The organism is Mesorhizobium opportunistum WSM2075, from assembly GCF_000176035.2.
In the GTDB taxonomy this organism is placed as follows: domain Bacteria; phylum Pseudomonadota; class Alphaproteobacteria; order Rhizobiales; family Rhizobiaceae; genus Mesorhizobium; species Mesorhizobium opportunistum.
This window is the reverse complement of the sequence record NC_015675.1, coordinates 4752190-4764735: the sequence shown is the minus strand read 5'-3', so window position 1 is coordinate 4764735 and position 12546 is coordinate 4752190. Positions and strand designations below refer to the sequence as shown.

At 62.3% G+C, this 12546-nt stretch carries 8 protein-coding genes; all 8 read left to right on the top strand.

The genetic code is table 11. The annotated features are described in order from the left end of the window. The first annotated feature begins 172 nt into the window (after positions 1 to 172). A complete protein-coding gene (gene secE / locus MESOP_RS22935; protein WP_013895711.1) occupies positions 173 to 376 on the top strand; it encodes a preprotein translocase subunit SecE in 204 nt (67 codons plus the stop codon). Positions 377 to 403: 27 nt separating this feature from the next. Beyond that, positions 404 to 931, top strand: a complete 528-nt coding sequence (gene nusG, locus MESOP_RS22930) for a transcription termination/antitermination protein NusG (RefSeq protein WP_013895710.1) — start codon at positions 404 to 406, stop codon at positions 929 to 931. Positions 932 to 1119: 188 nt separating this feature from the next. After that, complete coding sequence (rplK, locus tag MESOP_RS22925; RefSeq protein ID WP_010909262.1) at positions 1120 to 1548, top strand: 50S ribosomal protein L11; 429 nt, start codon at positions 1120 to 1122, stop codon at positions 1546 to 1548. A gap of 4 nt (positions 1549 to 1552) precedes the next feature. Further along, entirely contained in the window at positions 1553 to 2251 is a 699-nt protein-coding gene (gene rplA, locus MESOP_RS22920; protein WP_013895709.1) for a 50S ribosomal protein L1, read from the top strand. A gap of 373 nt (positions 2252 to 2624) precedes the next feature. After that, positions 2625 to 3143 (top strand): 50S ribosomal protein L10, encoded by a 519-nt coding sequence (gene rplJ / locus MESOP_RS22915; RefSeq protein ID WP_013895708.1) that lies wholly within the window; start codon positions 2625 to 2627, stop codon positions 3141 to 3143. A 54-nt stretch (positions 3144 to 3197) separates the two neighbouring features. Beyond that, positions 3198 to 3575 (top strand): 50S ribosomal protein L7/L12, encoded by a 378-nt coding sequence (rplL, locus tag MESOP_RS22910; protein WP_006202136.1) that lies wholly within the window; start codon positions 3198 to 3200, stop codon positions 3573 to 3575. 264 nt (positions 3576 to 3839) lie between these two features. Then, positions 3840 to 7976 carry a DNA-directed RNA polymerase subunit beta gene (rpoB, locus tag MESOP_RS22905; RefSeq protein ID WP_013895707.1) on the top strand — a complete coding sequence of 1379 codons (4137 nt, stop codon included), beginning with the start codon at positions 3840 to 3842 and terminating at the stop codon, positions 7974 to 7976. A 150-nt stretch (positions 7977 to 8126) separates the two neighbouring features. Further along, entirely contained in the window at positions 8127 to 12323 is a 4197-nt protein-coding gene (rpoC, locus tag MESOP_RS22900; RefSeq protein ID WP_013895706.1) for a DNA-directed RNA polymerase subunit beta', read from the top strand. The last annotated feature ends 223 nt before the right edge of the window (positions 12324 to 12546 follow it).

Genomic DNA, 12546 nt, shown 5'->3' with positions numbered 1-12546 from the left:
GTAGACAGAACAGACACGCGACGCGTGGAGCTGGGAAGCCGGCTTTACGCGTCTGATTTGCATGGGCGAAATGGTTGCGCTGATTCGGCGCGACTCTGGGCTCAGGCGGCAAGTCCCGGTCAGCGGGATCATCCAGGGGGCCCGGCCAACGGGTCTTGAAGACAGGCGGCATATGGCTTCGAAAACCACAAATCCTTTCGTCTTTCTCCAGCAGGTCCGCTCGGAGACAGCCAAGGTGACTTGGCCGTCGCGTCGCGAGACCATGATCTCGACGGTGATGGTTCTGGCCTTCGCTGTGATTGCGATGGTCTTTTTCTTCACCGCCGATCAGCTCATGGGCTTTGCGGTCGAACAGATTCTGGGCATTGGACGTTAAGTCCGGCGATTACGGAGAAGTCTAAAAATGACTGCGCGCTGGTACATCGTCCACGCTTATTCGAACTTTGAAAAGAAGGTCGCCGAGGACATCGAGAACAAGGCCAAGCAGAAGGGCCTGTCCGCCGATATCGAGCAGATCGTGGTGCCGACCGAGAAGGTCGTCGAAGTTCGCCGTGGCCGCAAGGTCGATGCCGAGCGCAAGTTCTTTCCGGGCTATGTGCTCCTGAAGGCCAATTTGACCGATGCGGTGTTCTCGCTGGTCAAGAACACGCCGAAGGTCACCGGCTTTCTCGGCGACTCCAAGCCGGTGCCGATCACCGAGGCCGAGGCGCAGCGCATCCTGAACCAGGTCCAGGAAGGCGTCGAACGGCCGAAGCCGTCGGTCACCTTCGAGATCGGCGAGGCGATCCGCGTTTCGGATGGTCCGTTCGCGTCGTTCAACGGTTTCGTCCAGGAAGTGGACGAGGAGCGGGCTCGGCTCAAGGTGGAAGTTTCGATCTTCGGGCGCGCCGTGCCTGTCGATCTGGAATTCGGACAGGTCGAAAAGGGCTGATCCGAAATCCCCGATGTTGGACCGGCGACGCCGGTCGGCGATCGGGGGAGGCGGCGCACAAGCGCGCGGCCTCGAGAACGGTGGGAGGCGAATGCGGCTTTAGCCGGCCGCGCGAACCGCACCACCAGACTGCAACCGCCGGGTTTCCCAGATAGTGGATGCCGGCATAGACAAAGGCAGGAAAAGAGATGGCTAAGAAAATTGCAGGCCAGCTCAAGCTCCAGGTCTCCGCGGGTTCGGCTACGCCGTCGCCCCCGATCGGCCCGGCGCTTGGTCAGCGCGGCATCAACATCATGGAGTTCTGCAAGGCGTTCAACGCGCAGACCCAGGAAATGGAAAAGGGATCGCCGGTTCCGGTCGTCATCACCTACTATCAGGATAAGTCATTCACCTTCGTCATGAAGACGCCGCCGGTGAGCTATTTCCTGAAGAAGGCAGCGAACCTGAAGTCGGGCTCGAAGGAGCCGGGCAAGGTCAAGGCTGGCACCGTTTCGCGCGACAAGGTTCGCGAAATCGCGACTGCCAAGATGAAGGATCTGAACGCAAACGACGTCGAAGCGGCCATGCGCATGGTCGAGGGCTCCGCCCGCTCGATGGGTCTGGAAGTGGTGGGCTGAGATCATGGCAAAGATTGCAAAGCGTGTATCGAAGACCCGCGAAGGCATCGATCCCAACAAGGCTTACGCCCTGGGTGATGCGCTGAAGCTGCTCAAGGACCGTTCCACGGTCAAGTTCGACGAGACCATCGAAGTCGCCATGAACCTCGGCGTCGACCCGCGCCATGCCGACCAGATGGTCCGCGGCGTGGTCAACCTGCCGAACGGTACCGGCCGCTCGGTTCGCGTCGCCGTGTTTGCCCGTGGCGACAAGGCCGAGGAAGCTAAGGCCGCCGGCGCCGACATCGTCGGAGCCGAGGATCTGGTCGACATCGTCCAGAAGGGCACGATCGATTTCGATCGCTGCATCGCCACGCCGGACATGATGCCGCTCGTCGGCCGTCTCGGCAAGGTGCTCGGCCCGCGCGGCATGATGCCGAACCCGAAGGTCGGCACCGTCACCACCGACGTCGCCGCCGCCGTCAAGGCATCGAAGGGCGGCGCGGTCGAGTTCCGCGTCGAGAAGGCCGGCATCGTTCATGCCGGCGTCGGCAAGGTCTCGTTCGACGTCAAGGCGCTGGAAGAGAACATCCGCGCCTTCGCCGACGCGGTGACCAAGGCAAAGCCGGCTGGCGCCAAGGGCAATTACGTCAAGAAGGTGTCGGTCACCTCGACGATGGGCCCGGGCCTCAAGCTCGACGTCTCGACGCTCGCAGCGTCCTGATACGACCATTTGGATCGTCTTCCAAGAGACTGATCCGCAAGTGAATTCCGGGCCTCCGACGTGTCGGCGGCCCGGTGCCGGAAGCCGAAAGGCTTCCGGACATCCTGTCCGAGATTGCAGGCGGCCCAAAAGCCTTAATTCATGTGGGCCTGCATGAGACGGGTGAAGACCTGACAACGGAGCAAGTGCTCCAATGAAAGGTTCGAACCGTGTTTGCCTTTTGTCTGCGCATCGTCGGCTTGGCCGCCGGTGTGGCGAAAGGGGGCAGGATCCTCGAGCGTCGTTCGGGAGATCCGTTACTGGATGGCCCGGCCGGCAAAGGCAACCCGACGCCTGTCCTATTTTAGGGGCAGGGGTCAACTGGAGATAGGCAGTGGACAGAGCGGAAAAACGCGAACTCGTCACGGGCCTGAACGATGCGTTTGCAAGCGCAGGTTCAGTGGTCGTGGCCCACTATGCCGGTATCACCGTCGCGCAAATGAACGACCTTCGGTCGAAAATGCGCGCCGCCGGTGGCACCGTTAAAGTCGCGAAGAACCGTCTCGCCAAAATCGCTCTTCAGGGCACGGACTCCGCATCGATCATCGAGCTGTTCAAGGGACAGACGCTGATTGCTTATTCGGAGGATCCGATTGCGGCGCCGAAGGTCGCGTCCGATTTCGCCAAGGGAAATGACAAGCTCGTCATTCTCGGCGGCGCAATGGGCACCACCTCGCTCAATGCCGACGGTGTGAAGGCACTCGCCACACTTCCGTCGCTCGATGAGCTGCGCGCCAGGCTGGTTGGCATGATCGCCACGCCGGCAACCCGGATCGCCCAGATCGTCAATGCGCCAGCGGCCTCGGTCGCGCGCGTCATCGGCGCTTACGCCCGGAAGGACGAGGCGGCATGAGGCCGTTCCTCGCTATCACAAACACACGTTCGAACCTTATGAAGGAATACAACAATGGCTGATCTCGCAAAGATCGTAGACGACCTTTCGAAGCTGACCGTCCTCGAGGCGGCCGAGCTGTCGAAGCTTCTGGAAGAAAAGTGGGGCGTTTCGGCTGCTGCTCCGGTGGCGGTTGCCGCTGCTGGCGGCGCTGCTGCTGCCGCTGCTCCGGTCGAGGAAAAGACGGAATTCGACGTCGTCCTCACCGACGCTGGCGCTCAGAAGATCAACGTCATCAAGGAAGTCCGCGCCATCACCGGTCTTGGCCTCAAGGAAGCCAAGGATCTGGTCGAAGCGGCTCCGAAGCCGGTCAAGGAAGGCGTTTCCAAGGCCGACGCTGACAAGTTCAAGGCCCAGCTGGAAGCAGCCGGCGCCAAGGTCGACCTGAAGTAAGCGTAAAAGCGGCGGGCGGCCTCGCGCCGTCCGCCACTCCCCTCACCTGGAGGGGAGGACGCGTAACGCGAGATGTACGAGAACCTCTTTCCTGAGGGCCCGAACAGGCCTTCAGGAAACGGGTTTTCTCCCGTTTCGGCCGGCCGCCGCCAAGCAATTGGTTGTGGCTGCCGGAGAACAGACAGAGGGCCGCCGCCCAGGCGGCTCGGTATGCAAGGCGAGCCGCGGCGAGGCTCGTCCCGAGTTTAGAGCTAAGGAGCGACGATGGCCCAGACCCAGACTTTCAATGGCCGCAGACGCGTACGCAAGTTCTTCGGAAAGATCCCGGAAGTTGCGGAGATGCCGAACCTGATCGAGGTTCAAAAGGCATCCTATGACCAGTTCCTGATGGTGGACGAGCCCAAGGGCGGACGTCCGGACGAGGGACTGCAGGCCGTTTTCAAGTCGGTCTTCCCGATCTCCGATTTTTCTGGCTCCTCGATGCTGGAGTTCGTGAAGTACGAGTTCGAAGGACCGAAATTCGACGTTGACGAATGCCGTCAGCGCGACCTGACCTATGCCGCGCCGCTGAAGGTGACGCTGCGCCTCATCGTGTTCGATATCGACGAGGATACCGGCGCCAAGTCGATCAAGGACATCAAGGAGCAGGACGTCTACATGGGCGACATGCCGCTCATGACCTTGAACGGCACCTTCATCGTCAACGGCACCGAGCGCGTCATCGTCTCGCAGATGCACCGTTCGCCGGGCGTCTTCTTCGACCATGACAAGGGCAAGTCGCACTCGTCGGGCAAGCTTCTGTTTGCCGCGCGCGTCATTCCCTATCGCGGCTCGTGGCTCGACATCGAGTTCGATTCCAAGGACGTCGTGCACGCCCGTATCGACCGCCGCCGCAAGATTCCGGTGACGTCGCTGCTGATGGCACTCGGCATGGACGGCGAAGAGATCCTGTCGACCTTCTACAACAAGATCACCTACAAGCGCGCCGGCGACCACTGGCGCATTCCGTTCAACGTCGAGCGTTTCCGCGGCCTCAAGGCCGTCGGCGACCTGGTCGACGCTGATACGGGCGAGGTCGTTGTCGAAGCCGGCAAGAAGATCACCGCCCGTCAGGCCAGAGCGCTTGGCGAAAAGGGTCTCAAGGCGATCAAGGCGACCGACGAGGATCTGCTCGGCAACTACCTGGCCGAGGACATCGTCAACTACGCAACCGGCGAGATCTTCCTCGAAGCCGGTGACGAGATCGATGAAAAGACTCTCAAAGTGCTTCTCGGCACGGGCGAGAACGAGATCAAGGTCCTCGACATCGACCATGTCAATGTCGGCGCCTATATCCGCAACACGCTCAACGTCGACAAGAACGAAAGCCGCCAGGACGCGCTGTTCGACATCTATCGTGTCATGCGCCCCGGCGAGCCGCCGACGCTCGAGACCGCCGAAGCCATGTTCAACTCGCTGTTCTTCGACAGCGAGCGCTATGATCTGTCGGCCGTCGGCCGCGTCAAGATGAACATGCGCCTCGAACTCAAGGCCGAGGACACCGTGCGCGTCCTGCGCAAGGACGACATCCTGGCCGTGGTCAGGACGCTTGTCGAACTGCGCGACGGCAAGGGCGAGATCGACGACATCGACAATCTCGGCAATCGCCGCGTGCGCTCGGTCGGCGAGCTGATGGAGAACCAGTACCGCGTCGGCCTGCTGCGTATGGAGCGCGCGATCAAGGAGCGTATGTCCTCGATCGAGATCGACACGGTGATGCCGCAGGACCTGATCAACGCCAAGCCGGCGGCCGCCGCCGTGCGCGAGTTCTTCGGTTCCTCGCAGCTGTCGCAGTTCATGGACCAGACCAACCCGCTGTCGGAGATCACCCACAAGCGTCGCCTGTCGGCGCTTGGACCGGGCGGTCTGACCCGCGAGCGCGCCGGCTTCGAGGTGCGCGACGTGCACCCGACGCATTACGGCCGCATCTGCCCGATCGAGACGCCGGAAGGCCCGAATATCGGTCTGATCAACTCGCTGGCCACTTTCGCACGTGTCAACAAGTACGGCTTCATCGAGAGCCCGTACCGCAAGATCGTCGACGGCAAGCTGACCAATGACGTCGTCTATCTCTCGGCGATGGAAGAAGCCAAGCACCACGTCGCGCAGGCCAACGCCGAGCTCGACAAGAATGGCGGCTTCGTCGACGAGTTCGTCATTTGCCGCAGCGCCGGCGAAGTGATGATGGCGCCGCGCGAAAACGTCGACTTGATGGACGTGTCGCCGAAGCAGATGGTGTCGGTGGCCGCGGCCCTGATCCCGTTCCTGGAAAACGACGACGCCAACCGCGCTCTGATGGGCTCGAACATGCAGCGTCAGGCCGTGCCGCTGGTGCGCGCCGAAGCGCCGTTCGTCGGCACCGGCATGGAGCCGATCGTCGCCCGTGACTCCGGCGCCGCCATCGGCGCCCGCCGCGGCGGCATCGTCGACCAGGTGGACGCGACGCGTATCGTCATTCGCGCCACCGAGGATCTCGATCCGGGCAAGTCCGGCGTCGACATCTACCGGTTGATGAAGTTCCAGCGTTCGAACCAGAACACCTGTATCAACCAGCGTCCGCTGGTGCGCATGGGTGACCGGGTCAACAAGGGCGACATCATCGCCGACGGTCCCTCGACCGAGCTCGGCGATCTGGCGCTCGGCCGCAACGTGCTGGTCGCGTTCATGCCGTGGAACGGCTACAACTACGAGGACTCGATCCTGCTCTCCGAGCGCATCGTCGCCGACGACGTCTTCACTTCGATCCACATCGAGGAGTTCGAGGTCATGGCGCGCGATACCAAGCTCGGTCCGGAGGAAATCACGCGCGACATTCCGAACGTTTCGGAAGAAGCGCTGAAGAACCTCGACGAAGCCGGCATCGTCTACATCGGCGCGGAAGTGCAGCCTGGCGATATCCTGGTCGGCAAGATCACGCCGAAGGGCGAAAGCCCGATGACGCCGGAAGAGAAGCTTCTGCGCGCCATCTTCGGTGAAAAGGCCTCCGACGTGCGCGACACCTCGATGCGCATGCCTCCGGGCACCTTCGGCACCGTCGTCGAGGTGCGCGTGTTCAATCGCCACGGTGTGGAGAAGGACGAGCGCGCCATGGCGATCGAACGCGAGGAGATCGAACGCCTCGCCAAGGACCGTGACGACGAACAGGCCATCCTGGACCGCAACGTCTACGCGCGTCTTTCCGACGTGCTCGTCGGCAAGGAAGCGATTGCTGGACCGAAGGGCTTCAAGAAGGGCTCGACGCTGTCCAAGGACACGCTCGACGAGTATCCGCGTTCGCAGTGGTGGCAGTTTGCCGTGGAGAACGAAAAGCTCCAGAGCGAACTGGAAGCCCTGCGTGGCCAGTACGACGACTCCAAGAAGGCGCTCGAGCAGCGCTTCATGGACAAGGTCGAGAAGGTGCAGCGCGGCGATGAAATGCCTCCGGGCGTCATGAAGATGGTCAAGGTCTTCGTGGCCGTGAAGCGCAAGATGCAGCCGGGCGACAAGATGGCCGGCCGTCACGGCAACAAGGGTGTCGTGTCGCGCATCGTTCCGGTCGAGGACATGCCTTTCCTCGAGGACGGCACGCATGCCGATATCGTGCTCAACCCGCTGGGTGTGCCGAGCCGCATGAATGTCGGTCAGATCCTGGAAACGCATCTGGGCTGGGCTTGTGCGGGCATGGGCAGGAAGATCGGCGAGCTGATCGACACGTATAAGGCGGCCGGTGATATCAAGCCGCTGCGCAAGACGCTCGAGAGCTTCATGCCGGCCAACGACCGCAACGAGCCGGTCCGCGAGTATGACGACGAGAGCATTGTTCGCCTCAGCGAGCAGATGCGTCGCGGCGTCTCGATCGCGACCCCGGTGTTCGACGGCGCGCACGAGGCTGACATCAACATCATGCTGGAGCAGGCGGGCCTGCATACCAGCGGTCAGTCGCAGCTCTATGACGGACGCACCGGCGAGCCGTTCGATCGCAAGGTGACGATGGGCTATATCTACATGCTCAAGCTTCACCACCTGGTGGACGACAAGATCCACGCGCGTTCGATCGGTCCGTACTCGCTCGTCACCCAGCAACCGCTGGGCGGCAAGGCGCAGTTCGGTGGCCAGCGCTTCGGCGAGATGGAGGTCTGGGCGCTGGAAGCCTATGGCGCCGCCTACACGCTGCAGGAAATGCTGACGGTGAAGTCGGACGACGTCGCCGGCCGTACCAAGGTCTACGAGGCGATCGTCCGCGGCGACGACACCTTCGAGGCCGGCATCCCGGAGAGCTTCAACGTGCTCGTCAAGGAAATGCGGTCTCTCGGCCTCAATGTCGAGCTGGAGAACACCAAGCTCGACGACAACCCGATCCGGCTGCCCGATGCTGCCGAATAGGGGCGCGGTCGAGTAAGACCAAGACATGGCGCGTCGCGGAAGCTTGCGACGCGCCTACCAAATTCGACGGCCAGTGGCCGACAAAGACGGCGGGCGTTTGGTCCGCGTTAGATGCAAGGGGTTTTCGAGGACCCCGAAAAGGAGAACGGCATGAACCAAGAGGTCATGAATCTCTTCAATCCGCAGGCGCCTGCGCAGGTGTTCGATTCCATCCGGATCTCGCTTGCCAGCCCTGAGAAGATTCTGTCCTGGTCGTTCGGCGAGATCAAGAAGCCGGAGACCATCAACTACCGCACCTTCAAGCCGGAGCGTGACGGTCTGTTCTGCGCGCGCATTTTTGGCCCGATCAAGGACTACGAGTGCCTGTGCGGCAAGTACAAGCGCATGAAGTACAAGGGCGTCATCTGCGAAAAGTGCGGCGTCGAAGTCACGCTGTCGCGCGTTCGCCGCGAGCGCATGGGCCATATCGAGCTCGCCGCTCCCGTCGCCCATATCTGGTTCCTGAAGTCGCTGCCCTCGCGCATCGGCACGCTGCTCGACATGACCCTGAAGGACATCGAGCGGGTCCTGTACTTCGAGAACTACATCGTCACCGAGCCTGGCCTCACCGCGCTGAAGGAGCACCAGCTGCTCAGCGAGGAAGAGTACATGATCGCCGTCGACGAGTATGGCGAGGATAGTTTTACCGCCATGATCGGCGCCGAGGCCATCCACGACCTCCTGGCCGGCATGGACCTGGAGAAGATCGCCGGCGACCTGCGTTCGGAACTGGCTTCGACCACGTCCGAGCTGAAGCAGAAGAAGTATCTGAAGCGGCTTAAGGTCGTCGAGAACTTCATGGAATCCGGCAACCGTCCGGAATGGATGATCATGAAGGTGGTTCCGGTGATCCCGCCGGACCTGCGTCCGCTCGTCCCGCTGGACGGTGGCCGTTTCGCCACGTCCGACCTGAACGACCTCTATCGCCGCGTCATCAACCGCAACAACCGTCTGAAGCGGCTGATCGAGCTGCGGGCACCGGGCATCATCGTGCGCAATGAAAAGCGCATGCTGCAGGAAGCCGTCGATGCGCTGTTCGACAATGGCCGTCGCGGCCGCGTCATCACAGGCGCCAACAAGCGTCCGCTGAAGTCGCTGTCCGACATGCTCAAGGGCAAGCAGGGCCGGTTCCGCCAGAACCTGCTCGGCAAGCGCGTCGACTATTCCGGCCGTTCGGTCATCGTGACCGGTCCGGAGCTCAAGCTGCACCAGTGCGGCCTGCCGAAGAAGATGGCGCTCGAACTGTTCAAGCCCTTCATCTACGCCCGTCTCGACGCCAAGGGTTACTCCTCGACCGTCAAGCAGGCGAAGAAGCTGGTCGAGAAGGAGCGTCCGGAGGTCTGGGATATCCTCGACGAGGTCATCCGCGAGCATCCCGTGCTGCTGAACCGCGCGCCGACGCTGCACCGCCTCGGCATCCAGGCGTTCGAGCCGATCCTGATCGAAGGCAAGGCGATCCAGCTGCATCCGCTGGTCTGCACGGCCTTCAACGCCGACTTCGACGGCGACCAGATGGCGGTCCACGTGCCGCTGTCCCTGGAAGCGCAGCTTGAAGCCCGCGTGCTGATGATGTCGACCAACAACATCCTGCACCCGGCTTCCGGCGCGCCGATCATCGTGCCGTCGCAGGACATGGTTCTGGGTCTCTACTATCTCTCGATCGTCAACCAGAACGAGCCGGGCGAGGGCATGGTGTTTGCCGACATGGGCGAACTCCAGCACGCGCTCGAGACCAAGGCGGTGACGCTGCACGCCAAGATCAAGGGCCGCTTCCGCACGGTCGACGCCGAAGGCAAGGTCGTGTCGAAGATCCACGACACTACGCCTGGCCGCATGATCATCGGCGAGCTTCTGCCGAAGAACGTCAATGTGCCGTACGAGACCGCAAACCAGGAGATGACCAAGAAGAACATCTCCAAGATGATCGACACCGTCTACCGCCATTGCGGTCAGAAGGAGACGGTCATTTTCTGCGATCGCATCATGGCGCTCGGTTTCGCCCACGCCTGCCGTGCCGGCATTTCGTTCGGCAAGGACGACATGCTGATCCCGGACTCCAAGATCAAGCTGGTGTCGGACACCGAGGCTTTGGCCAAGGAATACGAGCAGCAGTACAATGACGGCCTGATCACCCAGGGCGAGAAGTACAACAAGGTCGTCGACGCGTGGGCCAAGTGCTCGGAAAAGGTCGCCGACGAAATGATGGCCCGCATCAAGGCCGTGGAGTTCGAGGACAATGGCCGTCAGAAGCCGATGAACTCGATCTACATGATGTCGCACTCCGGTGCGCGTGGCTCGCCCACGCAGATGCGCCAGCTCGCCGGCATGCGCGGCCTGATGGCCAAGCCGTCGGGTGAAATCATCGAGACGCCGATCATCTCGAACTTCAAGGAAGGCCTGACCGTGCTCGAGTACTTCAACTCGACCCATGGCGCCCGCAAGGGTCTGGCCGACACCGCCTTGAAGACGGCGAACTCGGGTTACCTCACCCGTCGTCTCGTCGACGTGGCACAGGACTGCATCGTCAACTCCGTGGATTGCGGCACCGACAAGGGCCTCACCATGCAGCCGATCGTCGATGCCGGTCAGGTTGTCGCTTCGGTCGGCCAGCGCGTGCTGGGCCGCACCTCGCTCGACGATATCAACCATCCGGTGACCGGCGACCTGCTGGTCAAGGCCGGAACGCTGATGGACGAGCGTGACGTGGAGCAGATCGAAAAGGCCGGCGTCCAGTCGGTCCGCATCCGCTCGGCACTGACCTGCGAGGTCAGGGTTGGCGTGTGCGCGGTCTGCTACGGACGCGATCTGGCCCGCGGCACCCCGGTCAACCAGGGTGAAGCCGTCGGCGTCATCGCGGCGCAGTCGATCGGTGAGCCGGGCACCCAGCTCACCATGCGCACCTTCCACATGGGCGGTACCGCGCAGGTGGTGGACAGCTCGTTCCTTGAAGCCTCCTACGAGGGCAAGGTCGAGATCCGCAACCGCAACGTGGTGCGCAACTCCGACGGCCAGCAGATGGTCATGGGCCGCAACATGGCGGTGCTGATCCTCGACGAAGCCGGCAAGGAGCGCGCCACGCACCGCGTCACCTATGGTTCGCGTATCTTCGTGGACGATGGCGACAAGGTGAAGCGCGGCCAGCGTATCGCCGAGTGGGATCCCTATACCCGCCCGGTCCTCACCGAAATCGAGGGCAAGGTGTCGTACGAGGATCTGGTCGACGGCATTTCCGTCCAGGAAACGGCCGACGAATCGACCGGCATCACCAAGCGTGAGGTCATCGACTGGCGTTCGACGCCACGCGGCAACGACCTCAAGCCGGCGATTGCGATCCTGGACGCCAAGGGCAAGGTCGGCAAGCTGTCGAAGGGTGGCGACGCCCGCTTCCTGCTCTCGGTCGAGGCCATTCTCTCGGTCGAGCCGGGTGCGCAGGTTCGCCCCGGCGACGTCCTGGCGCGTATCCCGATGGAAAGCGCCAAGACCAAGGACATCACCGGCGGTCTGCCGCGTGTTGCCGAACTGTTCGAGGCCCGCCGTCCGAAGGATCACGCCATCATCGCCGAGATCGATGGCACGATCCGCTTCGGCCGCGACTACAAGAACAAGCGCCGCATCATCATCGAGCCGCATGACTCGACGCTCGAGCCGGTCGAATACCTGATCCCGAAGGGCAAGCCGTTCCATCTCCAGGACGGCGACGTCATCGAGAAGGGCGACTATATCCTCGACGGCAATCCGGCGCCGCACGACATCCTGGCGATCAAGGGCGTGGAGGCACTTGCTTCCTACCTCGTCAACGAAATCCAGGAGGTCTACCGCCTGCAGGGCGTGTCGATCAACGACAAGCACATCGAGGTGATCGTTCGCCAGATGCTGCAGAAGGTCGAGATCACCACGCAGGGCGACTCGACCTACATTCCGGGCGACCACGTCGACGTGATCGAGCTGGAAGAGGTCAACGAGCGCCTGATCGAGGACGGCAAGAAGCCGGCCGAAGGTCAGCCGGTGCTGCTCGGCATCACCAAGGCCTCGCTGCAGACGCCGTCCTTCATCTCGGCCGCCTCCTTCCAGGAGACGACCAGGGTGCTGACGGAAGCCGCGGTTGCCGGCAAGACCGACATGCTGCAGGGCTTGAAGGAAAACGTCATCGTCGGCCGGCTGATCCCGGCCGGTACCGGCGGCACGATGAGCCAGATCCGGCGCATCGCCACCTCGCGCGACGAACTCATCATCGACGAGCGCCGCAAGGCCTCCGGTGTGGAAGTCGCCGAGCCGATGCTGGCCGACATGACAACCGCCGCGCAGTAAGCGCGGCGGCAGCAATTCCAGGAAAAGTGTAAAACGGTTTTCCGTCCGGAATTGCCAAAATAAGGATAGAGCGGTTCATCGTTTTCTTGAACCGCTCTTGGAAATCTCAGGCAACAAGGCCGTCGGGGCAACCCGGCGGCCTTTTTGTTTGTTCGGGGTTTGATGTTGGGTATTCATATTCATGGCAGCTTTTCGCCCGTGGTGCCTAGCGGCATCCTTTCGC